Source organism: Microbacterium esteraromaticum (assembly GCF_017303215.1).
GTDB classification, from domain to species: domain Bacteria; phylum Actinomycetota; class Actinomycetes; order Actinomycetales; family Microbacteriaceae; genus Microbacterium; species Microbacterium esteraromaticum_C.
Genome location: NZ_JAEMWU010000001.1, coordinates 1826477 through 1852751 on the forward strand (window position 1 = coordinate 1826477; position 26275 = coordinate 1852751).

A 26275-nucleotide genomic window follows, 5' to 3' on the forward strand; every position below is an offset into this window, starting at 1 on the left:
GCCTCCCTCGACAACCCATCTGGAAAGGACTGTCGAAACGGCGCACCATAGGGTCATGTCCGACCAGCCGCTGCATCCCGACACCATCGCCGTCCACGCCGGACGCTCCGACTTCGGCGCCCTGGGCGTGCACGCCGCGCCCATCGACCTGTCGTCGACCAACCCGCTGCCCGACATCCTGCACGGCGGCGACTCGTACGAGTCGATGGCCAACGGCGGGCATCCGCTGCCTGACGGCGGCAACGTCTACGCGCGACTGTGGAACCCGACCGTCGCGCGGTTCGAAGAGGCGCTGGCCGAACTGGAGCACGCCGAGGCGTCTGTCGCGTTCGCTTCGGGGATGGCCGCAACCACGGCGGCCGTGCTGGCGCACACCACGGGTGCGGGTAAGAGCCACATCGTGGCGGTGCGCCCGCTCTACGGTGGCACCGACCACCTGCTGGCCACCGGACTGCTCGGTGCTGAAGTGACCTTCTGCGATGAGAACGCCGTCGCCGCCAGCATCCGCCCCGAGACGGGCCTGGTCGTGCTCGAGACACCCGCCAACCCCACGCTGGAACTCGCCGATATCGCCGCCGTCGTCGCCCAGGCGGGCGATGTCCCGGTGATGGTCGATAACACCTTCGCCACACCGCTGCTGCAGAACCCGCTCGATCTGGGGGCGGCGATGTCGCTGCACAGCGCCACGAAGTACATCGGCGGTCACGGCGACGTGATCGCGGGCGTCATCGCGTGCTCTGAAGAGACGGCCGCGGCGCTCCGCCGGGTCCGTGCCATCACCGGAGCGCTGCTGCATCCGCTGGGGGCCTACCTGCTGCACCGCGGACTGCCCACCCTGCCCGTGCGCATGCAGACCCAGCAGGCCGCGGCCCGTGCGATCGCACTGCGCCTCAAAGACAACCCGGCCGTTCTCGAGGTGCGCTACCCCGAGTTCGACGACACACGCGGCCTGATCGGCCGTCAGATGCGCGGAGGCGGCGCCATGGTCGCCATCCGGCTCGCCGGTGGATACGCGGCGGCCGAGGCGGTCACCGGTGCTGTGCGCCTGTTCACGCACGCCGTCTCGCTGGGTGGCGTCGACTCGCTCATCCAGCATCCGGCGGCGCTCACGCACCGACCCGTCGCGCCCGAGGCGCGGCCCGGTGCCGACATCGTGCGCCTGTCGATCGGGCTCGAGAACGTCGACGATCTGATCGCCGATCTCGAACAGGCGCTCGTCAAGGCGCCCGCGGTCGCCGCCGTCTGAGCGCGACCGTGGCGCGTTCCATGACGTGACACGATGGATGCATGAGCTCCGCCAACCTCACCAGGGAAGAGACCGCCCACCGCGCAGCGTCGATCACGCTGCGGGAGGTGCGCGTCGAACTCGACCTCACCGGCGCGCCCGAACAGGCGCGAACCGGATTCCCGACCGTGACGACCCTGACTTTCGACGCCCGAGAGAACTCGACCTGGCTCGACTTCATCGGTGAAGCGGTCACCTCGGTCACGGTCAACGGCGAGCAGCGCGAGGTGCGGTACGACGGTGCGCGCATCGAGCTCGACGGACTGTCCGACAGCAACACAGTGCGCGTCGAAGCGATCGCGACGTACAGTCGCTCCGGCGAGGGTATGCACCGCTTTCAGGACCCCGTCGACGGCCAGACCTACCTGTACACGCAGTACGAGCCGGCCGACTCGCGCCGGGTGATGGCCTGCTTCGAACAGCCCGACATGAAGGCCGCCTTCACGTTCGAGGTGTCGGCTCCCGCGGGGTGGCAGGTACTGTCGAACCAGTCTCCGGTGACCGTGACCGAGGGCATCGGGGTGCAGAGCGTCGAGTTCGCACCGACGCTCCCCATCTCCAGCTACATCACCTCGGTCGCCGCCGGTCCGTACGCGCGGATCGACGCGGAGTGGACCCGTGGCGAGCAGCGCATCGCACTCGGCGTGCTGTGCCGCGCATCGCTGCTCGAACATCTCGAGTCCGACGACGTGATCGAGGTCACCCAGCAGGGTCTTGATTTCTTCACGGATGCGTTCGCCTACCCCTATCCGTGGGGCAAGTACGACCAGATCTTCGTACCCGAGTACAACCTCGGAGCCATGGAGAACCCCGGGCTGGTGACGTTCACTGAGGCCTACATCCACCGCGGCGCACCCACCGACGCGCAGCGCGGTGGTCGCGCGAACACGATCCTGCATGAGATGGCGCACATGTGGTTCGGCGACCTCGTCACCATGCGGTGGTGGGACGACCTGTGGCTCAAAGAGTCGTTCGCCGACTACATGGGGGCACACGCATCGGCCGCCGCGACGCGGTACGACGATGCCTGGGTGCGCTTCGCCGCCAACCGCAAGGCCTGGGCCTACCAGCAGGATCAGCTGCCCACGACGCATCCGATCGTCGCTGACATCGCCGACCTCGAGGCCGCGAAGCTCAACTTCGATGGCATCACGTACGCCAAGGGCGCCTCGGTGCTCAAGCAGCTCGTGGCATTCGTCGGCGAAGAGCACTTCTTCGAGGGGGCGCGCCGTTACTTCGCCGCGCACGCCTTCGGCAACACAACACTCGAGGACCTGCTCGTGCAGCTGGAGGAGGTCTCGGGTCGCGACGTGCGCAGCTGGTCGCGTGCGTGGTTGCAGACCAGCGGAATGTCGACCCTCTGGTTGGAGACCGCGCCCGACGGCTCGCGGGTGCTCGTGCAGAGCGACCCGCGCCCGCATCGTCTTCGCGTCGGACTCTATGACCTCGTCGAGGGGCGGCTCACGCGCCGCGAGATCGTCGAACTCGACATCGTCGACGAGTCCACGCCCGTGAGCTTCCCGAACGCTGACCTGGTGCTGCTCAACGACGACGACCTCACGTACGCGAAGGCGCGGCTCGACGAGCGTTCGTTGGATGCTGTCGAACAGGCGCTCTCGACGCTCGAACCGTTGCCGCGCGCGCTCGTGTGGTCGTCGCTGTGGAACGCCGCACGCGACGGCGAGCTTTCCGTTGAACGGTATCTGCGGATCGTCGCTGCGCACGCGCCGGCGGAGCACAACGGTGGCCTTCTCGCCGGCGTACTCGCCAACACCGCCTATGCCATCGGTCACTACGTGCCGGACGCGCGGCGCCCTCAGCAGCGTCGGGAATGGCTCGACACGACGTGGGAGGCTCTCACCGCGGCAGATCCGGGAAGCGACGCACAGCAGTCCTGGGCGCGGGCTTTCGCCTCGGCGTCTGCGTACGATGACGCCCGCGCCGCGCAGGCCAGGGCCATCCTCGAAGGTGACGCACCCGAGGGGCTGCCGGTCGATCCGGACCTGCGCTGGGCGCTGCTGACAGCGCTGAGCACGACGGGCAACGCGGCGGGGGAGGACATCGAAGCCGAACTCGAGCGAGACGACACCGCGAGCGGACGAACGGCATCGATCCGCGCGCTGTGGTCGAAGCCTGTCATCGAGTCGCGCACCGCCGCATGGCACTCCGCGTGGGAGGACCACGAGCTCAGCAACGATCACTTGAGCGCCACGATCGACGGGGTGCAGGCGGGTGGCCGACGCGACCTTGTCAGCGCGCTCGATGCCGGCTACTTCGAGCGCATCCTGCCGGCCTGGCAGGAGCGCAGCATCGAGATCGCGCGGCGTCTCGTGATCGGTCTGTTCCCGGCGTCTGACTCGCTCGACGACGTCGACGCGTGGCTCGAGGCTCACCCGGCGGCGCCCGCATCACTGCGGCGGCTCGTGATCGAGCAGCGCGACGGCCTCGCGCGCGATCTGCGCGTGCGCGCCGCGCAGTAGCGTCGTCAGGCGTCGACGGACATCCCGGGATCGAGGTCGTAGAACTCCCCGTTGTGCTGCTCGGTGGCCCAACGCAGTCGCTCGCGGTGCATGTTGCGCCCGATCGTCGACAGCGTCATGTCATGGGTGCCGAAGCAGCGCCGGGGAGCGACAGCGAGCACGAAGTCCATTGCCTCGCCGATCTTGAGCCAGGGCGCTCCGAGGGGTGCGGCGAGCATATCGACGGCGACGTCGTCGGGGAGAGCGTACGAGTCGCCGGGATAGTAGAACGTGTCGTTGACGAGCACCCCAAGGTTCTCGATCGTGGGGAGCGACGAGTGGATCACCGCGTGCTCCCCTCCGAAGAAGCGCAACGAGAACGCGCCGACCGCGTACGTCTGGCCGGGGGCAACAGTCGTCACGAGGTGGTCGGCGGCCGCGGCGACGGCTGCCGTGCTGAAGATCGGCGTGCCGGGAGCCGCCTGCAGGATCCGATCCAGGTGCACCGCAGTCCAATGATCTGGGTGCTCATGAGTGATGATGACGCCGACGACATCCGACAGGCCGTCCAGGGGAGCGGTGAATGCTCCCGGGTCGATCAGCAGGGTCTGGCCGTCGTGCTCCAGGCGCAGCGCGGCGTGCTCGTGTCTGGTGATGCGCATGCCCGCAGTCAACTCCGAGTCGCTTCGACAGGCAAGGTTCATCAGTGCGACACGCCCGCGATGCACGGTATTAGGGCCCCGATTTGGATCGCCTGGAATCGTCGTGTCATACTTGAACAGTTGCAGGAACGGCCCGGAAAAAACGGGCCGGGACGGCCCCATCGTATAGCGGCCTAGTACGCCGCCCTCTCACGGCGGTAACGCGGGTTCGAATCCCGCTGGGGTCACAACACGAAGAAAGCCCCCCGATTCATCGGGGGGCTTTCTTCGTATCCGGATCAGCCGCGGCGCCAGGCGTCGTCGAGAAGGTGCGAGCCGCCCTGCGGGCCCATCTGCAGCATCCCGCCGTCCACGACCCACTCGGCACCCGTGACGTACGACGCTTCGGGTGAGGCCAGGAACGCGACGACCGCAGCGACCTCCTCGGCCTTGCCCGGTCGCCCCAGGGGAACGCCGGGGCGGTGCGTGCGGTCGGCATCGGCCGACGTCATGCCGGTCGCGGGTGTGGCGATCTCGCCGGGCGCGACCGCATTCGCCGTGATGCCGTGGGCACCGAGCTCTTGCGCGAGGTTCTTGATCAACCCCGACAGGCCGTGCTTGGCGGCGATGTACGCCGACAGGCCGACACGCGGCTGCTGCGCATGCACACTCGTCACAGCGATCAGCCGCCCGCCACGACCGGCCGTGACCATGCCACGTGCGGCTGCCTGCAAGCCCGCGAAGGCACCATCGAGGTTCAACGCGATCGTGTGCCGCCATTCCGCGAGAGGAACATCGAGCACCGGTCTGCGCGCGCTCGCGCCGGCGTTGTTGACGAACACATCGAGTCCGCCGAGTTCATCGGTCAGTCGGTCGATCACTCCCGCGACCCGGTCGAGATCGGTCGCGTCGAAGCGTGACACGGCCGCGCGGCGGCCGCGCTCTCGCACCGCCGCCGCGGTCCGCTGCGCCCCGGTCTCGTCGCTGTGCCACGTGATGCCGACATCCATGCCCGCGTCGGCGAGGGCGATGGCCGTCGCCGCGCCGATGCCCGAGTCGGATGCTGTCACGATCGCCCGCCGTGGCGAGAAGAGCTGCGCTGCCATGGGGGAACGCTACCGAAGCGCGCGCCCGGGGGATAGGGCCGCGCGCCCCGCCGCGTGAAAACGCGGCGGGGCATCGCATCACGCGGACTCGGTTGCGGAGTCCGCCTTCTCGCCGGTCGCCGCGCGTGTCCGCCGACGCCGCAGCGCCCACCAGATCAGCAGGCCCGCCACGCCGACGATCGCCAGCCACGGCAGGATGAAGCCGAACGCCACCACGATCGCGTTGAGCGAGACGATCAGGCCGTTCCAGCCGGCGATCAGACCGTCCACGAATCCAGCCGGGTCAGCGGTCGTCCGGGGCGTCTCGGTCAGTGAGATCGACACCGTGGCCATCGTCACCTGCTCATCGAGACCCTTCAGCTGCTGCTCATAGCTCTCCAGCTGCGCCTGGCGCTCGCTGAGCGCGGACTCCGCAGCGATCAGATCGCCCACCGAACCGGACTGCGCCATCAGCTCGGTGAGACGCTCGACCGAGGCGCGAGCGGCATCCGCCCTGGCCTGCAGGTCGACGACCACCGAAGTCACGTCCTGCCGCGACACCGACGAGCGCAGCACCTCGCCCTCATCACCCAGAGCCTCCATGACGGCGGTGAGGTCCTCGGCGGGAACGCGGATGCTGATCCAGCCGTTCCCTCCGAAGCTCGGCATTCCCGGCTCGGTCATGGCAGCATCCGGCGACATCCCGACATCCGTCGCCTCGACGTACCCGCCGTACTCAGCCGCCAGCGCACCGATCGATTCCACCGACGCGCCGACATCGGTCACCTGCAGGCCGATATCGGCCATCGAGATGATCTCGCGGCCGTCCGTCGCCATGTCAGCCGACCCCGCCGCGGAGTCCATGGACTCCATGGCGGCATCCGACGCCACCATCTCATCGGTCGCTGCAACCGGTCCTTCCTGCCAGCCCGCATCATCAGACATGGATTCGTTGACCGCCAATGGCGAGACGGCGCTGAGCAACGGGGGAGCGATCAGGATGCCACCGACGAACGCCGCGGCGATGGAGACGCCGGTCACCCAGCGGCGACGGCGTCGACGCGCGCGATTCATGTCCGTCCGCGGTGCGGGCGCCTCGCGCGGCTCATCGGCGACCTGAGCGAACACCTCGTGCTCGATGCGCGCGATACCGGCGTCGCTCAGGGGCGGAAGCGTCGGGTTGTCGTTGTCGTTCATGCGTCTCTCACTTCCCCCGCAGCACCGCGCAGGCGCGTGCGGACTCGGGAGAGACGGTTGCGCACGACGGCATGGCTGACACCGAGCTGCTCGGCGGCCGCCTGATAGCTGTAGCCCTCGACGGCGCACAGCGCGAAGATCTTGCGATCCACGTCATCGAGCAGGTTCACCTCCGTGGCGATGCGCTCTGCGAGCGTCGCGGTGATGACCTGATCCTCGACGCTCACGGTGTCGGCGACCGTCTCATCGACGGCATCCGCGGTGTTCCGCCGATCCCGGCGCAGCACGCGCAGGCGATTGGCGGCCTGGAACCGGCAGATGGTCGCCAACCAGGGCAGCAGCGAGTCGTTGACCAGCTCCAGCCCGGGCAACCGGCGCCACGCCACCACGAACGTCTCCTGGGTGACGTCCTCAGCATCCGCCGGCGATCCGAGGATGCCGTGCGCGATCCAGTACACCGGCTTGACATGGGTGCGGAAGATCGCGCGGAAGGCGTCCTGGTCGCCGGATGCGGCTCGTGCCGCCAAGTCGCGGTCGTCGGTGCCCGGCATATCCCATCCGATCGTCGTCGTGCAGAACTGTCTCTCACTGACTGAGTGTCGTCGGCGCACTCATCGTCTCAGACTCGGGTACGATCGTTCGAGCGAAAGGGAGTATCCCGTCTTCGCGCGGATCGTCATCACGAGCACCATCAAAGCTGCTCCGGCCGCGCGACGCACGTCGTGCGGGGAGAGACTTTCGGCTCACGCCATACCCTTTCGAAAGGCACTTCGACCTTGACCATTCCTGTCTGGTTCGAGATCACCGCTCTGGTGGTCCTGACGGTGATCCTCATCGCCGACCTGCTGCTGATTCTCAAGCGCCCCCACATCCCCTCGACCAAGGAATCGAGCCTGTGGGTGGCGTTCTACGTCTCGCTCGCGCTGATCTTCGCGGGCGTGCTCTACTTCATCGGTGATTCGAAGACCTCACTGGACTTCCTCACCGGCTGGGCGATGGAATACAGCCTCTCCATCGACAACCTCTTCGTGTTCGTGCTGATCATGACGCAGTTCTCGGTGCCGCGTCGCTATCAGCAGGAGGCGCTGATGGTGGGCATCATCATCGCGCTCGTGCTCCGCGCGATCTTCATCATCATCGTCGGCGCCGCCGTCGAGCACCTCAGCCCGATCTTCTACATCTTCGGTGCGTTCCTCGTGTTCACGGCGGTGCGGCAGGCGCTGCCCGAGAAGCACGACAACGATCAGCAGACCGAGGGCTTCATCGTGCGCATGGTGCGCCGCGTGATCCCGATCAGCGACGAGTACGACGGACCCAAGCTGCGCACTGTCGTCAACGGCAAGAAGATGTGGACGCCGATGCTGATCGTCTTCGTCTCACTCGGCATCACCGACCTGATGTTCGCCGTCGACTCGATCCCCGCCATCTTCGGTGTCACCACCGACCCGTTCATCGTGTTCACGGCGAACCTGTTTGCGCTGATGGGTCTGCGCCAGCTGTACTTCCTGCTCGGCGACCTGCTCGAGAAGCTCAAGTACCTGCACTACGGCGTCGCCTTCATCCTCGGCTTCATCGGTATCAAGCTGATCCTGCACGCCATGCACGAGAACGAGTTGCCGTTCATCAACGGCGGCGAGTCGATCGCCTGGGCACCTGAGATCAGCAACTGGGTCTCGCTCGGTGTGATCATCTCGTCGATGGCCGTCGCCACGATCGCGAGCCTGATCGCATCGAACCGTGAGAAGCGCGCAGCGTTGAAGCGCTGATCGTTCCCACTCGGGCCCGCTGACATACGCGCAGAACCACCCGTCGCCGCCGTGTAAACTGACCGGCATGCGGCGGGTGGTTCTTCTTCTTAGCAGCCGCGACGGGATCTGATCCAGGCCTTCCTCGTCGCGGCGTTCAACGCGGGCCGACCCATCGAGCCAGAAGGAACACACCGCATGACCAGCACTACGCAGCCCAGGACTCTCGCGCAGAAAGTCTGGGACGATCACCTCGTCGTACAGGGCGAGAACGGCGAGCCCGATCTGATCTACATCGACCTGCACCTGCTGCATGAGGTCACCAGCCCGCAGGCGTTCGACGGCCTGCGCACCGAGGGTCGTCCCCTGCGTCGGCGGGATCTGACCATCGCCACCGAGGATCACAACACGCCGACGCTGAACATCGACAAGCCGATCGCCGACCTCACCAGTCGCACGCAGATCGAGACGCTGCGCCGTAATGCGGACGAGTTCGGTGTGCGCCTGCATTCGCTGGGCGACGCCGAGCAGGGCATCGTGCACGTGGTCGGTCCGCAGCTGGGGCTGACGATGCCCGGTGTCACCGTGGTGTGCGGTGACTCGCACACGTCGACGCACGGGGCGTTCGGCGCCATGGCCTTCGGAATCGGCACCAGCGAGGTCGAGCACGTCATGGCCACGCAGACGCTGCCGCTGAAGCCGTTCAAGACCATGGCGATCACCGTCGAGGGCGAGCTGCGCCCCGGCGTCACGGCAAAAGACATCATCCTCGCCGTCATCGCCAAGATTGGCACGGGCGGCGGTCAGGGCTACGTGCTCGAATTCCGCGGCAGCGCGATCCGCGCCCTCTCCATGGAGGGGCGCATGACGATCTGCAACATGTCGATCGAGGCCGGCGCCCGTGCCGGCATGGTCGCCCCCGACGAGACGACCTTCGCATACGTCAAGGACAAGCCGCACGCGCCGCAGGGCCAGGACTGGGAGGACGCGGTTGCGTACTGGCGCACTCTGCCGACCGACGAGGGTGCCGTCTTCGACGCCGAGGTGTTCATCGACGCGAACGAGCTGGAGCCGTTCGTGACGTGGGGAACGAATCCCGGTCAGGGCAGTTCGCTGTCGGCTGCGGTTCCCGACCCGGCCGCGATCTCGGATGCCAACGAGCGCGCCGCCGCCGAGCGGGCGCTCGAGTACATGGACCTCACCCCGGGCACTCCGTTGAAGGAGGTCAAGGTCGACGCGGTCTTCATGGGGTCGTGCACGAACAGCCGGATCGAGGACCTGCGCGCATTCGCCTCGGTCATCAAGGGCAAGAAGAAGGCTGACGGTGTGCGCGTCATGGTCGTGCCGGGCTCGGCCCGCGTGCGCCTGGAGGCCGAGGCTGAGGGCATCGACCGGATCGTCGAGGAGTTCGGCGCCGAATGGCGCTTCGCCGGGTGCTCGATGTGCCTGGGGATGAACCCCGACCAGCTGGAGCCGGGCGAGCGCTGCGCGTCGACATCCAACCGCAACTTCGAGGGGCGCCAGGGCAAGGGTGGGCGCACCCACCTCGTGTCGCCGCTGGTCGCCGCCGCGACCGCCGTCCGAGGCACATTGTCGAGTCCCGCAGACCTGGAGGGGAGCAACTGATGGAGAAGTTCACCACGCACACCGGAGTGGCAGCGCCCCTGAAGCGCTCCAACGTCGACACCGACCAGATCATCCCGGCGGTGTTCCTCAAGCGGGTCACCAAGACCGGTTTCGACGACGCTCTGTTCCACGCCTGGCGCCAGGACCCCGAGTTCGTGCTCAACCAGCAGCCCTTCCAACAGGCATCGGTGCTCGTCGCCGGTCCGGACTTCGGCACCGGATCCAGCCGCGAGCACGCCGTGTGGGCGCTGCGCGATTACGGTTTCAAGGTCGTGCTCAGCCCGCGGTTCGCTGACATCTTCCGCGGCAACGCCGGAAAGCAGGGGCTGCTCGCCGCCACTGTCGATGACGCGGATATCGAGCGCATCTGGGCGCTGATCGATGAGGAGCCCGGTCGTGAGATCACGGTCGACCTCGAAGCGCGCACCGCCACGATCGGGGGCTTCCAGGCCTCCATCGGCATCGACGATTACACTAGATGGCGGCTCCTCGAAGGGCTCGATGACATCGGGCTCACGCTGCGCAACGAAGACAAGATCGCTCAGTTCGAGGCCCGCCGCGCGTCGTGGCGGCCACGCACGCTCCCCGTCCGATAGACGAGGAGCGGGGTGGGCCGGGGGTCACAAGCCCCCGCGGCATCCGCCGTGATCAAACCGGACGCGGCGACCGCTGCGTCTGCTCAGACGAAGAAGAGGCCCGAATGACGACATCCGCGCACGAAGCAGCAGTTGAGCCGACCACGGTTCCCACCGCATCCGTGCTCGCGATCCGAGGAGGCAGGCCGCTGCGCGGCCGGGTCGACGTGAAGGGCGCGAAGAACCTCGCCACCAAGGCGATGGTGGCGACACTGCTCGGTGAGACCGCCAGCACGCTGCGTGATGTGCCGGATCTCAGCGATGTCGCCGTGGTGCGGTCTCTGCTCGAGGTGCACGGAGTGACCGTCACCGAGGGCGACGAGCCCGGTGCGATCGTGCTCGACCCGAGTGCGGTCGAGTCCGCTCACTACGAAGAGATCGACGCGCATGCCGGGGCCTCCCGCATCCCGATCCTCTTCTGCGGCCCGCTGCTGCACCGTCTCGGTCAGGCGTTCATCCCCGACCTCGGAGGTTGCCGCATCGGTGATCGTCCGATCGACTTCCACCTCGATGCGCTGCGCAAGTTCGGCGCCGTCGTCGAGAAGGAGCCCAACGGTATCCGTCTGTCGGCTCCCAACGGGCTCAAGGGCGCGAACATCCACCTGCCGTACCCGAGTGTCGGCGCCACCGAGCAGGTGCTGCTGACCGCTGTGCGTGCCAAGGGCGTGACCGAGCTGCGCAATGCGGCCATCGAGCCCGAGATCATGGACCTGATCGCCGTGCTGCAGAAGATGGGCGCGATCATCTCCTACGAGCCCAACCGAGTGATCCTGATCGAAGGCGTCGAGCACCTGCGCGGCTACGACCACCGCTGCATCTTCGACCGCAACGAGGCCGCCTCGTGGGCAGCCGCAGCGCTGGCCACCGACGGCGAGATCTTCGTCGGCGGCGCGAAGCAGCAAGAGATGCTGACCTTCCTGAATGTGTTCCGCAAGGCCGGCGGCTGGTTCGATGTGCAGGAGGACGGCATCCTGTTCCGTCGCGACGGGCAGATCAAGCCGGTCATCGTCGAGACCGATGTGCACCCCGGCTTCATGACCGACTGGCAGCAGCCGCTGATCGTCGCGCTGACGCAGGCGCACGGCCGTTCCACCGTGCACGAGACCGTGTACGAGAACCGCTTCGGCTTCACACAGGCACTCGTGAAGATGGGCGCCGACATCGTCGTGCACCCGCACGGACTGCAGGATGGTCCCCGTCGCGTTCCGCGCCGTGAGCTGGAGCAGGCGGCGGTCATCACCGGCCCCACGCCGTTGCACGCGGCCGACATCGTGGTGCCCGACCTGCGCGGCGGGTACAGCCACGTCATCGCCGCGCTGACCGCTGAGGGCGAGTCGCAGGTCTCCGGCGTCGACATCCTCAGCCGCGGCTACGAGAAGTTCCTCGACAAGCTCGAGGCGCTGGGCGCGGACTTCGACGTCGTCCGGTGATCTGATGGCAGTATCCGAACGCAGTCGTCCCAGCATCTTCTGGCCGCTCGCGGCGATCGTGGTGCCGGTGCTCGGTCTGATCGCCAAGGTCACCGTGCGTGGCGACGAGAAGCTACCCCGGCAGGGAGCCTTCGTGCTCGCGCCCAACCACTACTCGGAGTTCGACCCGCTGATCATCGCGCTCGCGGTGTTCCGCACAGGTCGCTTGCCGCGCTTCATGGCCAAAGAGAGTCTGTTCCGGGTGCCCGTGGTCGGGTGGGTGCTGCGCAAGAGCGGCATGATCCCCGTGGCGCGCACGTCGTCGGCATCCGCGGCGAAGCAGACGATGGCGCAGTCACGCGAGCTCGTCGAACACGGCCGCGGTGTGATCGTGTACCCCGAAGGCACGCTGACGCGTGACCCCGACCTGTGGCCGATGCGCGGCAAGTCGGGCGCGGTGCGCCTGGCGCTGACCGGTGACATCCCGCTGATCCCGGTCGCGCACTGGGGAACGCAGAAGATCATGGGCCGCTACCAGAAGGGCCTGAGCCTGTGGCCGCCGCGCAAGCCCGTGCACGTGCTGTACGGCGACCCGGTCGACCTCTCGGATCTGCGGGGCCGCGCCGGTGAGCCGGGCGTGCTTGCCGAAGCGACCGACCGGTTGATGGCCGCCATCACGGCGCTGCTCGAAGAGCTGCGCGGCGAGCAGGCACCCGCGCAGCGCTGGAACCCCGCGCAGCACGGCCAGAACGAGACGGGGCGCCTTGAACCGTAAGAGACCGGGCGCGGCCACGCGCGCCACCATCATCGGTGCCGGAAGCTGGGGCACGACATTCGGCAAGATTCTCGCCGACGGCGGGGCCCAGGTCACGATGTGGGCGCGTCGTCCCGAGCTGGCACACGAGATCTCCGAGGCCAAGCGCAACTCGAAGTACCTGCCGGGCATCAACCTACCGCGCACGATGCTTGCCACGCACGATCTGTCCCGGGCACTCGAGGGCGCCGATCAGGTGTACCTCTCGGTGCCGAGCCAGTCGTTGCGCGAGAACCTCAAGGCGCTGCGTCCGCTGCTGGCCGAGGGCGACGCGCCGATCGTCAGTCTGATGAAGGGCGTCGAGCGCTCGTCGGGGCTGCGTATGAGCCAGGTGATCGAGCAAGAGCTGCGCTGCGATCCTGAACGCATCGCCGTGGCATCCGGACCCAACCTCGCGCTCGAGATCGCGCGCGAGCACCCGACCGCGGCCGTCATCGCCTCGCGTAGTCAGGAGACGGCGGATGCTGTCGCGCGCACGGCGCGCAACCGGTACTTCCGCTCCTTCGTGAACACCGATGTCATCGGCACCGAGTTCGGCGGGGTGCTGAAGAACCTCATCGCCGTGGCGATCGGCATCGTCGACGGTGTTGGATACGGCGAGAACACCAAGGCATCGATCATCACCCGCGGGCTCGTCGAGATGACCGACTTCGCGGTGGCCAACGGTGCGCGGCCCGAGACGCTGCAGGGGCTCGCGGGGCTCGGCGATCTGATCGCCACGTGCCAGTCGCCCCTCAGCCGTAACAACACCGCGGGCCGGTTGCTCGGCCAGGGGTACAGCTTTCAGGACGTCATCAAGCAAATGGAGCAGACCGCCGAAGGGCTCGCCTCGGTGGCTCCGGTGCTGCAGTTGGCCCGTGAGTCCGAGGTGCACATGCCCATCGTCGAGCAGGTGAAGATGGTGCTCGACGGACGCATGGACCCCCGCGATATTGCCCCGCATCTGACGACGGACGACGACACTCCGCAGGAGGAGAGAACCAATCATGGACAAGCAGACGGTGGTGGTGCTCTTCGGCGGACGCTCCAGCGAGCATTCGATCAGTTCCGCAACGGCGGGCGGAGTGCTGGGCGCGATTGACCGCGAGCGCTACGAGGTGATCCCGGTCGGGATCACCCGCGACGGCGCCTTCGTGCTCGAAGAGGACCGACCCGAGAAGTTCCCTCTCGACGCCGACCACCTGCCCGAGGTCGTCGACAACGGCACGCGGGTGCGGTGGCCCGAACCGGGTGGAGATCGGATGCTGCGCGTCGCCGCTCCGGACGGCTCGACGGTCGACCTCGGGCGGATCGACGTGGTGCTGCCGCTGCTGCACGGTCTGCATGGCGAGGACGGCGCGATCCAGGGCTTCTTCGACGTTCTGGACGTGCCCTACGCCGGCGGTGGCATCCTTGATTCTGCCGTGTGCCTCGACAAGCACTTCACCAAGCTCGCGCTGTCGGCGGCGGGGATCGCAGTGGCACCGGGCATCACCGTGCGCCAGAGCGATTGGGAGAGCGATCCCGAGAGCATTCGTCGTGCTGTGTCCGAGCTGGGCGATGTCGTGTTCGTCAAGCCGTCCGACGCCGGTTCGAGCGTGGGAGTCTCACGCGTCGATGGCGGTGAGGGGCTCGACGAGGCTCTGCGGATCGCGTTCGCCGAGAGCCCGAAGGTGCTCATCGAGACGCAGGTTTCGGGCCGCGAGATCGAAGTGGGTGTGCTCGCCGGTCGAGACGGCGCGCGGGCCCGGGCTTCTCTGCCTGGTGAGGTCGTGCTGACCACGCGCAGTTTCTACGATTTCGAGGGCAAGTACCTCGGCGGCGACGGTGTCGACATCGTCTGCCCGGCCGAGGTTGATGAGTCGCTGATCGCTGAGCTCCAGGAGGCCGCCGTCCGCGCGTTCGAAGCGGTCGACGGTCGGGGGTTGGCCCGGGTGGACTTCTTCGTGACGCCCGAAGGACGGTTGGTCGTCAACGAGTTGAACACGATGCCCGGGTTCACGCCGATCTCGATGTTCCCGAAGTGCTGGATCGCCTCGGGGCTGAGTTATCGCGACCTCATCACCGAGCTGATCGAGGCCGGTCTGCACCGTTGATCGATGCCGGCGGGCTGCCCTATTCGGGCAGCTCGTTCGGCTCGGTGCATGCGCTGGTCGCGGGGATCATTCGCACTCCTGAGACGATGCCGGCGTTCGACAGTGCGTCGTTCGCGCTGACGACCTCGGTGTCGACGAACACCTGGACGGCGGGGTTGCGACCGTAGGTCGTCATGCGCATCATCGGTGCCTGCGACTCGTCGACGAGCCAGTCGATGCCCTCGAGCGTGATGCACTGCAGTTCGCTCGTCGGTCCGGGCACCGTCACGCCGCACGAGACGAAGACGCTTGCCGGGTCGCCGTAGGCGCCGGTCGCCTGCGCGTCGGTCCAGCGGCGGTCCTCGCCGGAGACGGCATCGGGCAGGCGAACGGTCACCTCGGCGCACAGGGGGTTGTTCGCGTCCTTCGCCGGTTCCAGCGCGACCGTGCTCGAGCAGGCGGTCAGGGTGAGGAGCGAGAAGGCTCCAGCGACGAGGGCGAGACGACGGAGCATGATTCCAGGCTACCGTTGTCAGCATGGCATCCGCTTCGGACGACGACCCGCGCATCGGCGATATCTCCGAGGGGACGGTGCTGCGGGCGATCCTCGCTCGCACGGCGCCGGCAGCGCATTCGGTGTTGGGCCCGGGTGATGACGCCGCCGTACTCGCGGCGCCGTCGGGTTCGGTGGTCGCCACGGCCGACACGCTCGTGTCGGGCCCTGATTTTCGTGCCGCCTGGTCGAGCGGATACGACTTGGGCTGGAAGGCCGCGGCCGTGAACCTTGCCGACGTCGCGGCGATGGGGGCGGTACCGACGGGGCTGTTGGTGTCGCTGGCCGTACCGCGCGAGACGCGTCTGTCGTTCGTCGAGCAGATGGCCGATGGCTTCCGCGAGGCGTGCGCACAGCTCGCCCCCGGATGCTCGGTGATCGGCGGTGACTTGACGGTCTCGGAGCTGCTGATGATCGCTGTGACGGCGCTCGGCGATCTCGGTGGTCGTACGGCCGTCACGCGCGCCGGGGCACGTCCCGGCGACGTCGTCGCCCTCGCCGGCGACCTCGGGGCCGCGGCCGCGGGGTTGGCGCTGCTGTTCGGGCGCTTCCGCGACGGCGAGACGCCGGTCGCGGTGGACCGGAGCATGCTGGATGCTGCCGAGCAGCGGGCATTGGACGTGCAGCTGCGCCCGTTTCCGCCGATCGCCCTGGGGGCGGTGGCGGCGGATGCCGGTGCGACTGCGATGATGGATGTCTCCGACGGACTCGCGCTCGATGCGTCGCGCATGGCGGATGCCTCGGGCGTGACGATCGCGCTGTCGACGACGGCGCTCGATGCACTGACCGGTGGGATCGATATCTCTCGCGCGATCGGCGGGGGAGAGGATCACGGCCTGCTGGCGACCTTCCCGCCCGGCACCATGCCGAATGGTTTCCGCCCGATCGGTGTCGTCACCGACCGCGCGGCGGACGGCGTGCTGCTGGACGGTGAGCCGATCGAGCACCGGGGATGGGACCCCTATCGGGATTGGGACGGCTCGCTGTAGCTCACCACCAGTACGCCGGGTATGCCGTGCGCGTGAGTGCGCTGCGCAGCACACCGAACAGCACGAGCACGACCGCCGAGAGTCCGGCGCAGATGACGAACTCGACCCGCCCCTCGGCGGTCATCGCCCCGATCACCGCGGTTGCCGCGGCCGGTGAGTGCGATGTGCGGGTGAGCATCATGGCGGCGAGAGCGACGCCACCGGCTATGGCGCCCGCCCAGAGCGAGTGACTGGCGAAGCCGACGAGTACGCCCGCGACTGCCGAGATCACCTGGCCGCCGATGACGTGGCGGGGCTGCGAGAGCGGCAGCGTCGGGGCCCCGGCGATGAGCGCCATACTGGCAGCCATGGGCGGGATCAGCAGCAACTGGCCGGAGGCGGCACCGAGGCCGACGAGCGCGGCGAGGGCGGCGGCCGCCGTCAGGGTTGCCATCAGCACGGTCGGCAGCCCGGGGCGTGCGGGTGCCTGGCTGGCGGGGATCAGTCCGGTGTGCGACGACATGTGCTTTCCTCCACTGTGTGAGAACGATCGTTCTCTTCTCGTCTGGTAGTGTAGAGAACGATCGTTCTCGCACCAAATCGGACAGGTGGCGGCCATGAAACAGGACTCTGACGCGGATCGACTGCTCGACGCGGCCGAAGAGCTGTTCTACGAGCGCGGATACCAGGCCGTCGGCATGGACGCCCTGCGCTCGGCGTCAGGCCTGCCGCTGAAACGCATCTATGCGCTGTTCGGCGGCAAGGAAGCTATCGCGGTTGCGATGCTCGACCGCCGTGACGAGCGCTGGCATGCGGCGCTGGCGGCCCACGTCGACGAGCACGCCGATCCGCACGCACGCGTGTTGGCGATCTTCGATTGGCTGGCCGAGTGGCTTGCCGACGAGGGGCACCGCGGATGCGCCTGGATCAACGCGTTCGGCGAACTCGGTGGGACATCACCGGATGTGGTCGCCGCCGTCCGCCGCCACAAGGCTCGGCTGCGGGAGCTCATCGACCGCGCGGTGAGCGAGACGGGCGCGCCCCGGTCTGCCGCGGACGCCGTCTTCCTGCTCGCCGAAGGGTGCATGGTGACCGCGGGGATCGACGGCGACCCAGTCGCCGCCGTGCAGGCCAGGGTTGCCGCGGCGCGGATGCTGGAGCACTGACGTCTCGGGCATCCGCCTTTGCTCACATCGCGGGCGTCGCCCACCACAGCGTCGTGTCGCCGTAGGTCTTGCTGCGCAGCAGGTCCAAGCCCGCGGCATCCAGGTCAGGGGGAGTGGCGCGCTTGCCGCGCTCGATGACGACCACGGCGTCATCGCTCAGCACGGGTGTGAGCGCGACCAGATCCGCGGTCATCGCCGCATCGTCGAGGTCGTAGGGCGGGTCGATGAAGACGAGGTCGAACGGTCCCTGCGTGCGCGTCAGGAAGGCGTGCACGGCGCTCTGGTGGACTTTCGCAGTCGTCGAAGTGCCGAGCGCTTTCGCCACGACCGCCGCGTTGCGTCCTGCGACTGTCGCCGCGGGGCGGGACAGCTCGACCAGTTCGACCGACTCCGCGCCGCGGCTCCAGGCCTCCAGGCCGAGTGCGCCGCTGCCGGCATACAGATCGAGCACGCGCGCCCCGTCGAGGGCATCCATCGACTCCAGCGCCCCGAACAGCGATTCGCGCACGCGATCACTGGTGGGGCGGGTGCCGGTGCCGGGAACGCTGAGCCGTGCGCCGCGGGCTCCGCCGGCGATGATCCTGGTCATCCGTTCACGATACGACACGCATGCGGCCGCCCCGCGACGCGTCGCCGCGTCGGTGGGCATCCCTAGACTCGGAGCATGTCCTTCGAGCTCGACACGCCGCTGACCGAGGCTCTCGGCACATCGACCGCACGTTCTCTGCAACGCGCGTTCGGTATGAGCACGGTCGGGCAGCTGCTCGGTCACTACCCGCGTCGCTATGCCGACCGCGGTGAACTGACGCCGATCATCCAGTTGCCCATCGGTGAAACCGTCACGATCGTCGCTGAAGTGCTCTCGTCGGGCGCGCGCCCGATGCGCAACCGGCGCGGCGCGATGACCGAGGTCACGATCGGTGACGGCATCGGCCGCATGTCGCTGACCTTCTTCGCGAAGAATGTCGGGCAGGCGGAATGGCGCGCGAAAGAGCTGGCAGTGGGCCGGCGCGGCATCTTCTCGGGCAAAGTGAGTGTGTTCAACAACACCCTGCAGTTCGCGCACCCCGACTACGAGCTGTTCGATGACACCGAGGCGGCGTACCGGAAGGCCGACGCGCACAAGGACGTGCCGATCACCATCTACCCGGCTACATCGGCGGTGCAGAGCTGGCAGTTCGCCAAGATGGTGGCGTCGGTGCTCGACAAGCTCGGCGAGGTGCCCGATCCGCTGCCGGACCACCTGCGCGAGCGTGAGGGGCTGCTCACGGCACGCCAGGCACTGGAGCAGATCCACCGTCCTAGGCGCCGTGGCGATGTCGACCCCGCGGTGCGCACGCTGCGCATGCACGAGGCGCTGGTGCTGCAGACCGCACTGCTGCAGCAACGCGAACAGGTGCGGTCGCTGACGGCCACACCGCGTCGTGCAACTGAGGGTGGGTTGCTTGAGCGTTTCGACGCGGCGCTGCCGTTCACGCTGACCCCCGATCAGCAGCGCGTGGGGGACGAGATCGCCACCGATCTGGTCGCAGACCGCCCCATGAACAGGCTGATCCAGGGTGAAGTCGGATCGGGCAAGACGCTCGTGGCGCTGCGCGCCATGCTGCAGGTCGCCGAGTCGGGCGGGCAGGCAGCGCTGATCGCCCCGACCGAGGTGCTCGCAGCGCAGCACCTGCGGTCGATCACCCGCATGCTGGGTCCCGACCTGTCGGCCGAGGTCATTCCGACGCTGCTCACGGGCCAGATGACGGTGCCCGAGCGGCGCCGGGCTGCGCTGCGCGTGGCATCCGGTCAGTCCTTGATCGTGATCGGCACGCACGCTCTGCTTTCCGAGAAGACGACGTTCGCCGATCTCGCCCTCGTCGTCGTCGACGAGCAGCACCGTTTCGGCGTGGAACAGCGTGAGAGCCTGCGGGCCAAAGGCACCGCGCCGCACGCGATCGTGCTCACCGCGACACCGATTCCGCGCACGGTCGCCATGACGGTGTTCGGCGACCTCGACACGTCGGTGATCCGTTCGATGCCGGCCGGTCGGGCCGGCATCCAGACTTTCGTCGCGCCGCTCGCCGAGAAGCCCGAGTGGTTCGGGAGGGTGTGGGAACGTGCCGGCGAGGAGATCGCCCAGGGGCGCCAGGTCTTCGCCGTGTGTGCCGCCATCGACACGGCCAAGGAGTCCGTCGAATCCGATGAGGCGCCGCCGCCGGACGTCGAGGGCAAGGGGCCGAAATGGGGTGTGGTGCAGCTCGCCGAGGCGCTGGCGACGCACCCGACTCTGTCGAAGGTGCGCAGCGCGGTACTGCACGGCAAGATGCCGTCCGAGCAGAAGGATGCCGTGATGCAGGCCTTCGCGCGAGGAGAGCTCGACCTGCTGATCGCGACGACGGTTATCGAGGTCGGGGTCGATGTGCCCAACGCCTCGATGATGGTCATCATGGACGCCGATCGCTTCGGCGTGTCGCAGCTGCACCAGGTGCGCGGTCGGGTCGGACGTGGTGAGCATGCGGGGCTGTGCCTGCTGGTCACCGAGGCAGAAGCAGGAACCCCGGCACGGGAGCGCGTCGAAGCCGTCGCCGCGACCCTCGATGGTTTCGAACTCGCCGAGGTCGACCTCGACCTGCGTGGCGAGGGCGACGTGCTCGGAGCCTCGCAGGCCGGGGTCAAGTCATCGCTGCGGTTGCTCCGGGTGGTGAAGGATGCCGGACTGATCGCCCATGCCCGTGATCTCGCCGAGAGCATCCTCATCGCGGATCCGTCGCTCGATGAGCACCCGGGGTTGCGCGGCGCGATTAACCGGCGCGTGAGCGACGCCGACCGCGCGGCGTTGGGAAAGAACTGACCGGTAGGCTGTTCGCATGCGTTGGGTCGCGCGGACGGGCTCGTCGAAGTGCGCCGTACTGAGCGACCAGAGGGAGTCGAAGTGCGCCGTACTGAGCGACCAGAGGGAGTCGAAGTGAACAGTCGAATCGCCGTCGTTCCGGGGTCTTTCGACCCACCCACGCTCGGTCACCTCGATGTGATCGCGCGTGCCGCGCGCCTGTATGACGAACTGCATGTGCTCGTCGTGCACAACCCGGGCAAAGAGGCGATGCTGCCGATCGCCCAGCGGATGACGCTGCTGGAGCAGTCGATCGCCGAGGCCGGGCTCGAAGGGCACATCATCGTGGGCTCATGGAGCATGGGCCTGCTCGTCGACTATGCGCGCGATGTTAATGCCGGAGTGCTGGTCAAGGGCATCCGCTCACAGGTCGATGTGGCGTACGAATCGCCGATGGCGATCGTGAACCGTCACCTCGCCGACATCGAGACGGTGTTCCTGCTGCCCGACCCAGCACACGCCCTCGTGTCGAGCTCGCTGGTGCGGCAGGTGGCCGCGCTGGGCGGCGACGTGTCTCCCTTCGTCCCGCCTGTCGTCGCGTCCTTCCTCGACACCGGCGCGCGCGGCCTCTGATACCCGGTCGGCCCCGACGCATCGTCAGGGCAGGTAGCATGGCGGGGTGAAATCCCGAGTGAACGGACCGTTTTTCCTGCCCGTCCGCGACATCATCCGCAAGCCGGGAGAGATGCGCGAGCATCGATTCGAGGTGACGCTCACCGACAAATGGGGTGAGGGCATCGTCACGGTCGAAGCCGGCGAGTCGCTCGGCCTCGATGTGCGGCTCGAGGCGGTTCACGAGGGCATCCTGGTGTCCGGAACCGCAGATACCGACTACGTCGGAGTGTGCGGTCGCTGCCTCACCGACATCTCTGCGCCTGTCGAAGTCGAGTTCCAGGAGCTTTTCGCGTATCCTGGTGAGGAAGAAACTGACTTCGAAGTTCAAGACGACCACGTGGATCTTGAAACTCTTGTCAGGGATGCGATCGTATTGTCGCTTCCATTTCAGCCGGTGTGTCAGCCGGACTGCCTGGGGCTCGACCCTGTGACGGGCGAGAAGCTGACCGAGAGCGCCGGTGCAGAGAGTGACACCCCCATCGATCCTCGGTGGAGTGCGCTCCGACAGATCACAGACCAGGACGGCACGGCAGAGCGCCGCGCCGCCGAGAAAGAAGAGAGCTAGTCATGGCCGGTAACCCCCCGAAGCGCAAGGTCTCCCGTTCGAACACCCGCTCGCGCCGCGCGCAGTGGAAGGCGACCCCCACCGCTCTGGTGAAGACCGTCGAGAACGGCAAGGTCGTCTACAGCCGTCCCCACCAGGCGAAGGTCGTCACCGACTCGCAGGGCACCGAGCTGTTCCTGGAGTACAAGGGCCGCAAGGTCGCCGACGTCTGATCAGCTGACTCATGTCCGAGATTCTCACGGGAGAAATTCCGCTCACTGAGAAGCTCGGCGTTGAGATCGACTCTGCGTTGCTGGAACGGGCGCTCACGCACCGTTCGTACGCATACGAGCACGGCGGCATCCCCAACAACGAGCGGCTGGAGTTTCTTGGAGACTCCGTCCTCGGTCTTGCGGTGACCGTGATGCTCTTCACAACGCTTCCCGACCTCGACGAGGGTGATCTGGCAAAACGGCGCGCAAGCGTCGTCTCCACGGTCGCCCTCGCCGAGGTCGCTCGCGGTATCGGTCTGGGAGAGCACCTCCGCCTCGGCAGGGGTGAGGAACAGACCGGTGGGCGAGACAAGGACTCGATCCTCGCCGACACCATGGAAGCGGTGTTCGGTGCTGTCTTCCTATCGGCGGGTCCCGATGCGGCCACCGATCTGGTGCTGCGGCTGACGAAGCCCTTGCTTGCCGACCCGGAACGGTACGGCGCGGCGATGGATCCTAAGACCAGCCTGCAGGAGCTTGCGGCTCGGCTGGGCAGGACGCCGCCGAGCTACTCCATCGAGTCAGCCGGTCCGGATCACGATCGTGTGTTCACGGCGACGGTGCGCGTTGGCGAACTCGCCTGCACCGGTGTCGGCAGCAGCAAGAAGACCGCCGAGATGGCGGCTGCACTGACCGCATGGCGTCAGCTCAGCGACCGGGACTGACCCGGCGTGCCGGAGCTGCCTGAGGTCGAGGTCGTTCGTGCTGGCCTGGCGCCGGCGATCGTCGATGCGACGATCGCGGCCGTCGAGGTGCTCGACGAGCGCGCGCTCACGCGCCATGGTGCGGGCGCGGCTGACTTCGTCGCGCGTCTGGAAGGGCAGCGCGTACGCGCAGTCGTCCGTCGCGGCAAGTTCCTCTGGATGCCGTTGGCAGGGGGAACGGATGCGCTGATCGCGCATCTCGGCATGAGCGGGCAGATGCTGTTGCGTGAGTCGGATGCCGACCGCGAGCGCCATGAGCGCGTTCGCGTGCATATCGAGCATCCCCGTCACGGCAGGCTTGCGGTGGCATTTGCTGACCAGCGCACCTTCGGTTCCCTTGCGGTGGATGCCCTGTTGGCGACTACGGACGGCGCGGCCGGCGGCTGGGGGAGCGATCTCGCGTTGGTTCCGTCTCAGGCGGCGCACATCGCCAGAGACCCACTGGATCAGGCCTTCGATGATCGTCTGTTCGTGGACGCTGTGCGTCGCCGGTCGAGTGCGGTCAAGCGCATCATGCTCGACCAGACCCTGGTCAGCGGTATCGGCAACATCTACGCCGATGAGGCGCTTTGGGCTGCGCGGATTCACCCCGAGACGCACGGGCGAGCGCTGTCGCCGCAGTCCGTACGTCGCCTGCTGGGCGAAGTGCGCCTCGTGCTGCAGAAGGCGTTGGCCGAGGGCGGAACGAGCTTCGACGCCCAGTACGTCAACGTCAACGGACAGGCGGGTTACTTCGCGCACTCGTTGAACGCGTACGGGCGCGGGGGAGAAGCGTGTCCGCGTTGCGGCGGAGCGATCAGGCGCGACGCGTTCATGAACCGGTCGTCGCACTACTGCCCTCGGTGCCAGCGCAGACGCGAGGCACGCTGACTCATCTCCGCCGATCAGTGCGCGCCGTGAGGGTGCGCTCGTCGCGGTCGACGGCGAACGCCAGGTGCGGCATCTCGACTCCGCGGTAGTGCTTGATGAAACGTCCTCGCACCGTCATTCCGAGACGGATCGCAACGTTCATCGACGCGATGTTCGTGTCACGGATCTGCGCGTACACCCGCTCGGCACCGAGCATGTCGAACGCATGGTCACGGCACGCAGCGGCGGCCTCGACCGCATAGCCCCGATGCCAGAACGCCCGCTGGAACAGATAGCCGACCTCGATCACGTCCTGATCCAGAATGTGCTGCATCGTCAGCCCGCACTGGCCGATCATCTCTTCGGTCTCGCGCAGCTCGACGGCCCACAGGCCGAAGCCGTCCTCCCGATAGCGGTCGTGCATGCGCGCGAGCCATGCCTGCACCATCGGCTCGTCGAAGGCACCCTCGTAGGCGTGCATCGTCTCAGCATCCTGAAGGATGGCGCGCAGCGCCGGGAGGTCGTCAGCGGTCAGCTCGCGCAGGGCAAGACGGGGCGTGCTCAGGATCATCGCCCCATCTTGCCCTGCACTCACGACAGCTTCTTCTGCCACGCCCCGGCGTAGGCGATCGGTCGGAAGCCCATCGCCTCATTGATCCCGAGCATGGGCCGGTTCTCCTCGGCGTTGAACGTCACGATGCGCGGAGAGTGCGGCGCCAGTTCGCGCCAGCGCAGGATGTTCGCGCACTTGACGATCTGGCCCAGCCGGTGCCCGCGGTGCTCCTTGAGCACCAGCGTGTTGTACTGGTGCGTCACACCCGCGGGATCGTCGCCGATCACGAGCTCGTTGAACGCGGCAAGGGTGCCGGTCGGAACATGTTCGACCCCGACGACTGAGACCGTCTGACCGCCGTCGAGCAGCTGCTGATCCCGTCGGGCAACGCGCTCCGCGTCCCAGATCTCCTCGTCGATGGCCAGACCACCGCTCGGCACATCGGTCGACATCCGTGACAGCACCCACGCATACCCGTCTTGCAGATGACTCGGCGTCGGCAGTGACCAGGCAACGACCCGGTAGTCCTGGCCGGCAATGGCCGTCGCCTCAGCGAGCATCCGCTGCAGTGGCGCCGGGTCCGCCTGCAGATCGAACGCGCTGCTGCGCTCAACCTGCTCGAGCACGTATCCGTTGCCACCGAGCAGACGAGCGAGTGGCGACGTCGAGATGCGTCCCCACCCCGTGGCCGGGGCGAGCGGTGACGCGCCGGGATCGGGACGGTGCAGGGAGTACGTCTGCATGACGTGGCGCCCGAGGGCCCGCACTGCATCCTCGGCGGCGTCGACGAGCATCTGCTCGATTCCACGCCCCCACTGGTTGGGCAGCACGAGCACCTCGATCTCGGCGCTGGTCGGCTCGGCGACCGCATGGCCGATCGTCACCGCGCCGACGATCTCGGCATTCTCGCGCGCGAGCAGCGTGCGATTGACCGTATCGGTGCTCTCCCGCCAGTGCGGCAGCAGTTCTTCCGCAGTGGTGTCGTAGTCGTCCAAGCCGGTTTCGGCCCGATAGACGGCGTTGCTCAACGCCACCACCGCGTGGAAGTCCGCGGCATCGTCAGCGTCGAGCCGATCAGGGACGTGCATCGGTGAGATCGTCACGCCCGGTGAGGCGATCGTGCTCATGTGAGATCCTTCCGCCAGGCGCCCTCGTAGGCGACCGGGGTGAAGCCGATGGCTTCGTTGATGGAGAGCATGGGCCGGTTCTCCTCGGCGTTGTACGTCACGACGTACGGTGATTCGGGGTAGCGGGCGCGCCACGACAGCAATCCGGCGGTCTTCACCAGCATTCCGAGGCGGCGCCCGCGATGCTCAGCGAGCACGAGGGTGTCCTCTTGATCGGTCTTCGCGGCGTCGGCGCCGATGATCGCGAGCTCGTTGAAAGCGCACAGCTCGCCCGTGGCGATATGCTGCGCGGCCGTCACCAGCACGTGGGCTCCGCGCGCGGCGTACCGCGCGTCGTGTCGGTGCACGCGCTCGGCATCCCAGCGTTCGACCGGCATGTCCAGCGCCGCGTCGGGCACGTCCGTCGACATCCGCGACTTCAGCCAGGCGTAGCCATCGAGATGCGCCGACGGGGTCGGCAGCATCCACTGCACGACGCGGTAGTCGAGGGCGTGCGTCTGCGCCTCGTGCTGCAGCGAGCGCAGGTGGTCCTCGCTGTCAGACGTCCAACGCAGTTCGCTCGCGCGCTCGACCTGCTCGAGGCGGAAGTCGTGACGCTGCAGAAAGCGCGCCGCGTGGTCATTCGGCACGGCGCCGAAACCCGTCGGTGAGGCCACCTCGCCGCGCGCATCCGCACCGCGGTGCTGATTCCAGCACAGCAGCCGCCGTACACCCGCGGTGCGGGCCTGCTCTTCGACGAACCGCAGTACCGCGGTGCCGATGCCGCGCCCCCAGTGCTCCTTGAGCAGGGCGATCGTGCCGATGGCCATGCCGCCGTCGCCATCGTGCGAGATGTTCAGCGGCACGCATCCGACGATGCGGCCGTCGAGCTCGACGTACCACTGCGTGCGTGTGACGTCGGCGTCGCCGCGCAGCACCGCGAGCATCGCCTCGGGCGTCTGCGCTTCGTCGTCGCGGCCGGTCTCCTCGGCCACACAGGCGTTGCGCACGGCGGTGTACTCGCGGATGAGAGGGCTGGGTGCCGCGTCGGCCCGAGCCGGAAGCTCGAGCCGACGCAGCACGGCACCGGCAGGGAGAAGGATGCTCATCGCCAGCCTCC

The 26275-nt window shown here is 67.7% G+C and carries 27 protein-coding genes and 1 tRNA gene; 18 read left to right on the forward strand and 10 right to left on the reverse strand.

The genetic code is table 11. The features are described 5' to 3' along the window. Positions 1 to 55: 55 nt before the first annotated feature. Both JF543_RS08350 and pepN read left to right on the forward strand, forming a co-directional pair. Entirely contained in the window at positions 56 to 1246 is a 1191-nt protein-coding gene (locus JF543_RS08350; RefSeq protein WP_206820617.1) for a trans-sulfuration enzyme family protein, read from the forward strand. Between the two features lie 41 nt (positions 1247 to 1287). Then, complete coding sequence (gene pepN, locus JF543_RS08355) at positions 1288 to 3765, forward strand: aminopeptidase N (RefSeq protein ID WP_206823713.1); 2478 nt, start codon at positions 1288 to 1290, stop codon at positions 3763 to 3765. Between the two features lie 5 nt (positions 3766 to 3770). On the opposite strand, the gene JF543_RS08360 is transcribed toward pepN, so the two are convergent. Then, on the reverse strand, positions 3771 to 4406 hold the full coding sequence (locus JF543_RS08360; RefSeq protein WP_206823715.1) for an MBL fold metallo-hydrolase: 636 nt from the start codon (positions 4404 to 4406) through the stop codon (positions 3771 to 3773). A 154-nt stretch (positions 4407 to 4560) separates the two neighbouring features. Between JF543_RS08360 and JF543_RS08365 the strand changes: the two genes are divergently transcribed. Further along, a tRNA-Glu gene (locus JF543_RS08365) sits at positions 4561 to 4633 on the forward strand. 51 nt (positions 4634 to 4684) lie between these two features. Here the strand turns inward: JF543_RS08365 and JF543_RS08370 are convergent. The 3 genes from JF543_RS08370 to JF543_RS08380 all read right to left on the reverse strand — a co-directional run bounded on the left by JF543_RS08370 (position 4685) and on the right by JF543_RS08380 (position 7218). Continuing rightward, positions 4685 to 5491 (reverse strand): SDR family oxidoreductase, encoded by an 807-nt coding sequence (locus tag JF543_RS08370; protein WP_206823717.1) that lies wholly within the window; start codon positions 5489 to 5491, stop codon positions 4685 to 4687. A 78-nt stretch (positions 5492 to 5569) separates the two neighbouring features. Continuing rightward, positions 5570 to 6667 carry a DUF4349 domain-containing protein gene (locus tag JF543_RS08375; RefSeq protein WP_206823719.1) on the reverse strand — a complete coding sequence of 366 codons (1098 nt, stop codon included), beginning with the start codon at positions 6665 to 6667 and terminating at the stop codon, positions 5570 to 5572. Beyond that, on the reverse strand, positions 6664 to 7218 hold the full coding sequence (locus tag JF543_RS08380; protein ID WP_179411016.1) for an RNA polymerase sigma factor: 555 nt from the start codon (positions 7216 to 7218) through the stop codon (positions 6664 to 6666). Before JF543_RS08380 ends, JF543_RS08375 begins: the two co-directional genes overlap by 4 nt. Before the next feature lie 225 nt (positions 7219 to 7443). Here JF543_RS08380 and JF543_RS08385 point away from each other — a divergent pair, with 225 nt between their 5' ends. The 7 genes from JF543_RS08385 (at position 7444) to JF543_RS08415 (ending at position 14971) form a co-directional block, all read left to right on the forward strand. Continuing rightward, positions 7444 to 8433 (forward strand): TerC family protein, encoded by a 990-nt coding sequence (locus JF543_RS08385; protein ID WP_179411015.1) that lies wholly within the window; start codon positions 7444 to 7446, stop codon positions 8431 to 8433. Positions 8434 to 8610: 177 nt separating this feature from the next. Beyond that, positions 8611 to 10038, forward strand: a complete 1428-nt coding sequence (gene leuC, locus JF543_RS08390; RefSeq protein WP_206823721.1) for a 3-isopropylmalate dehydratase large subunit — start codon at positions 8611 to 8613, stop codon at positions 10036 to 10038. Further along, complete coding sequence (leuD, locus tag JF543_RS08395) at positions 10038 to 10634, forward strand: 3-isopropylmalate dehydratase small subunit (protein ID WP_179411013.1); 597 nt, start codon at positions 10038 to 10040, stop codon at positions 10632 to 10634. Before leuC ends, leuD begins: the two co-directional genes overlap by 1 nt. Before the next feature lie 104 nt (positions 10635 to 10738). Further along, the gene (murA, locus tag JF543_RS08400) at positions 10739 to 12103 is read left to right on the forward strand and encodes a UDP-N-acetylglucosamine 1-carboxyvinyltransferase (RefSeq protein ID WP_179411012.1); all 1365 of its coding nucleotides are present in this window, start codon (positions 10739 to 10741) and stop codon (positions 12101 to 12103) included. 4 nt (positions 12104 to 12107) lie between these two features. Then, complete coding sequence (locus JF543_RS08405; RefSeq protein WP_206823722.1) at positions 12108 to 12857, forward strand: lysophospholipid acyltransferase family protein; 750 nt, start codon at positions 12108 to 12110, stop codon at positions 12855 to 12857. Beyond that, on the forward strand, positions 12847 to 13977 hold the full coding sequence (locus tag JF543_RS08410) for an NAD(P)H-dependent glycerol-3-phosphate dehydrogenase (RefSeq protein ID WP_218847956.1): 1131 nt from the start codon (positions 12847 to 12849) through the stop codon (positions 13975 to 13977). The genes JF543_RS08405 and JF543_RS08410 overlap by 11 nt, the downstream gene beginning before the upstream one ends. Next, complete coding sequence (locus JF543_RS08415; protein ID WP_206823723.1) at positions 13883 to 14971, forward strand: D-alanine--D-alanine ligase family protein; 1089 nt, start codon at positions 13883 to 13885, stop codon at positions 14969 to 14971. The genes JF543_RS08410 and JF543_RS08415 overlap by 95 nt, the downstream gene beginning before the upstream one ends. 19 nt (positions 14972 to 14990) lie before the next feature. On the opposite strand, the gene JF543_RS08420 is transcribed toward JF543_RS08415, so the two are convergent. After that, complete coding sequence (locus JF543_RS08420; RefSeq protein ID WP_206823724.1) at positions 14991 to 15464, reverse strand: DUF3515 family protein; 474 nt, start codon at positions 15462 to 15464, stop codon at positions 14991 to 14993. A 23-nt stretch (positions 15465 to 15487) separates the two neighbouring features. On the opposite strand from JF543_RS08420, the gene thiL reads away from it, so the two are divergent. Next, positions 15488 to 16492 carry a thiamine-phosphate kinase gene (gene thiL / locus JF543_RS08425; RefSeq protein WP_179411008.1) on the forward strand — a complete coding sequence of 335 codons (1005 nt, stop codon included), beginning with the start codon at positions 15488 to 15490 and terminating at the stop codon, positions 16490 to 16492. Position 16493: 1 nt separating this feature from the next. On the opposite strand, the gene JF543_RS08430 is transcribed toward thiL, so the two are convergent. Then, complete coding sequence (locus JF543_RS08430; RefSeq protein ID WP_179411007.1) at positions 16494 to 16994, reverse strand: HPP family protein; 501 nt, start codon at positions 16992 to 16994, stop codon at positions 16494 to 16496. 94 nt (positions 16995 to 17088) lie between these two features. Between JF543_RS08430 and JF543_RS08435 the strand changes: the two genes are divergently transcribed. Further along, on the forward strand, positions 17089 to 17637 hold the full coding sequence (locus JF543_RS08435; RefSeq protein WP_206823728.1) for a TetR/AcrR family transcriptional regulator: 549 nt from the start codon (positions 17089 to 17091) through the stop codon (positions 17635 to 17637). Positions 17638 to 17659: 22 nt separating this feature from the next. On the opposite strand, the gene rsmD is transcribed toward JF543_RS08435, so the two are convergent. After that, positions 17660 to 18226 carry a 16S rRNA (guanine(966)-N(2))-methyltransferase RsmD gene (rsmD, locus tag JF543_RS08440; protein ID WP_179411005.1) on the reverse strand — a complete coding sequence of 189 codons (567 nt, stop codon included), beginning with the start codon at positions 18224 to 18226 and terminating at the stop codon, positions 17660 to 17662. A gap of 75 nt (positions 18227 to 18301) precedes the next feature. Between rsmD and JF543_RS08445 the strand changes: the two genes are divergently transcribed. The 6 genes from JF543_RS08445 (at position 18302) to mutM (ending at position 23517) form a co-directional block, all read left to right on the forward strand. After that, positions 18302 to 20473 carry an ATP-dependent DNA helicase RecG gene (locus tag JF543_RS08445; protein ID WP_206823730.1) on the forward strand — a complete coding sequence of 724 codons (2172 nt, stop codon included), beginning with the start codon at positions 18302 to 18304 and terminating at the stop codon, positions 20471 to 20473. A gap of 114 nt (positions 20474 to 20587) precedes the next feature. Continuing rightward, complete coding sequence (gene coaD, locus JF543_RS08450) at positions 20588 to 21085, forward strand: pantetheine-phosphate adenylyltransferase (RefSeq protein WP_179411003.1); 498 nt, start codon at positions 20588 to 20590, stop codon at positions 21083 to 21085. A 58-nt stretch (positions 21086 to 21143) separates the two neighbouring features. Then, positions 21144 to 21692, forward strand: a complete 549-nt coding sequence (locus JF543_RS08455; RefSeq protein ID WP_179411873.1) for a YceD family protein — start codon at positions 21144 to 21146, stop codon at positions 21690 to 21692. A gap of 2 nt (positions 21693 to 21694) precedes the next feature. Further along, positions 21695 to 21904: a 50S ribosomal protein L32 gene (gene rpmF / locus JF543_RS08460; RefSeq protein WP_179411002.1), complete on the forward strand. Its 210-nt coding sequence runs from the start codon at positions 21695 to 21697 to the stop codon at positions 21902 to 21904. An 11-nt stretch (positions 21905 to 21915) separates the two neighbouring features. After that, positions 21916 to 22608 (forward strand): ribonuclease III, encoded by a 693-nt coding sequence (rnc, locus tag JF543_RS08465; RefSeq protein WP_179411001.1) that lies wholly within the window; start codon positions 21916 to 21918, stop codon positions 22606 to 22608. A gap of 6 nt (positions 22609 to 22614) precedes the next feature. Next, positions 22615 to 23517, forward strand: a complete 903-nt coding sequence (mutM, locus tag JF543_RS08470) for a bifunctional DNA-formamidopyrimidine glycosylase/DNA-(apurinic or apyrimidinic site) lyase (RefSeq protein WP_206823732.1) — start codon at positions 22615 to 22617, stop codon at positions 23515 to 23517. A gap of 1 nt (position 23518) precedes the next feature. On the opposite strand, the gene JF543_RS08475 is transcribed toward mutM, so the two are convergent. Genes JF543_RS08475 through JF543_RS08485 form a run of 3 tightly spaced genes read right to left on the reverse strand, consistent with a single transcriptional unit; the run spans position 23519 to position 26264 of the window. Next, positions 23519 to 24091, reverse strand: coding sequence for a GNAT family N-acetyltransferase (locus JF543_RS08475; protein ID WP_347401311.1), 573 nt, complete (start codon positions 24089 to 24091; stop codon positions 23519 to 23521). Then, positions 24088 to 25176: a GNAT family N-acetyltransferase gene (locus JF543_RS08480; protein WP_206820603.1), complete on the reverse strand. Its 1089-nt coding sequence runs from the start codon at positions 25174 to 25176 to the stop codon at positions 24088 to 24090. The genes JF543_RS08475 and JF543_RS08480 overlap by 4 nt, the downstream gene beginning before the upstream one ends. Then, on the reverse strand, positions 25173 to 26264 hold the full coding sequence (locus JF543_RS08485; protein WP_206823734.1) for a GNAT family N-acetyltransferase: 1092 nt from the start codon (positions 26262 to 26264) through the stop codon (positions 25173 to 25175). The genes JF543_RS08480 and JF543_RS08485 overlap by 4 nt, the downstream gene beginning before the upstream one ends. Between the last annotated feature and the right edge of the window lie 11 nt (positions 26265 to 26275).

Excerpts from the sequence above, each read along its gene's own strand:
- JF543_RS08350 (WP_206820617.1), top strand. The coding sequence starts at position 56 with ATGTCCGACCAGCCGCTGCATCCCGACACCATCGCCGTCCACGCCGGA.
- pepN (WP_206823713.1), top strand. The coding sequence starts at position 1,288 with ATGAGCTCCGCCAACCTCACCAGGGAAGAGACCGCCCACCGCGCAGCG.
- JF543_RS08360 (WP_206823715.1), bottom strand. The coding sequence starts at position 4,406 with ATGCGCATCACCAGACACGAGCACGCCGCGCTGCGCCTGGAGCACGAC.
- JF543_RS08370 (WP_206823717.1), bottom strand. The coding sequence starts at position 5,491 with ATGGCAGCGCAGCTCTTCTCGCCACGGCGGGCGATCGTGACAGCATCC.
- JF543_RS08375 (WP_206823719.1), bottom strand. The coding sequence starts at position 6,667 with ATGAACGACAACGACAACCCGACGCTTCCGCCCCTGAGCGACGCCGGT.
- JF543_RS08380 (WP_179411016.1), bottom strand. The coding sequence starts at position 7,218 with ATGCCGGGCACCGACGACCGCGACTTGGCGGCACGAGCCGCATCCGGC.
- leuC (WP_206823721.1), top strand. The coding sequence starts at position 8,611 with ATGACCAGCACTACGCAGCCCAGGACTCTCGCGCAGAAAGTCTGGGAC.
- leuD (WP_179411013.1), top strand. The coding sequence starts at position 10,038 with ATGGAGAAGTTCACCACGCACACCGGAGTGGCAGCGCCCCTGAAGCGC.
- murA (WP_179411012.1), top strand. The coding sequence starts at position 10,739 with ATGACGACATCCGCGCACGAAGCAGCAGTTGAGCCGACCACGGTTCCC.
- JF543_RS08405 (WP_206823722.1), top strand. The coding sequence starts at position 12,108 with ATGGCAGTATCCGAACGCAGTCGTCCCAGCATCTTCTGGCCGCTCGCG.
- JF543_RS08415 (WP_206823723.1), top strand. The coding sequence starts at position 13,883 with ATGGACAAGCAGACGGTGGTGGTGCTCTTCGGCGGACGCTCCAGCGAG.
- JF543_RS08420 (WP_206823724.1), bottom strand. The coding sequence starts at position 15,464 with ATGCTCCGTCGTCTCGCCCTCGTCGCTGGAGCCTTCTCGCTCCTCACC.
- thiL (WP_179411008.1), top strand. The coding sequence starts at position 15,488 with ATGGCATCCGCTTCGGACGACGACCCGCGCATCGGCGATATCTCCGAG.
- JF543_RS08430 (WP_179411007.1), bottom strand. The coding sequence starts at position 16,994 with ATGTCGTCGCACACCGGACTGATCCCCGCCAGCCAGGCACCCGCACGC.
- JF543_RS08435 (WP_206823728.1), top strand. The coding sequence starts at position 17,089 with ATGAAACAGGACTCTGACGCGGATCGACTGCTCGACGCGGCCGAAGAG.
- rsmD (WP_179411005.1), bottom strand. The coding sequence starts at position 18,226 with ATGACCAGGATCATCGCCGGCGGAGCCCGCGGCGCACGGCTCAGCGTT.
- JF543_RS08445 (WP_206823730.1), top strand. The coding sequence starts at position 18,302 with ATGTCCTTCGAGCTCGACACGCCGCTGACCGAGGCTCTCGGCACATCG.
- rpmF (WP_179411002.1), top strand. The coding sequence starts at position 21,695 with ATGGCCGGTAACCCCCCGAAGCGCAAGGTCTCCCGTTCGAACACCCGC.
- rnc (WP_179411001.1), top strand. The coding sequence starts at position 21,916 with ATGTCCGAGATTCTCACGGGAGAAATTCCGCTCACTGAGAAGCTCGGC.
- JF543_RS08480 (WP_206820603.1), bottom strand. The coding sequence starts at position 25,176 with ATGAGCACGATCGCCTCACCGGGCGTGACGATCTCACCGATGCACGTC.
- JF543_RS08485 (WP_206823734.1), bottom strand. The coding sequence starts at position 26,264 with ATGAGCATCCTTCTCCCTGCCGGTGCCGTGCTGCGTCGGCTCGAGCTT.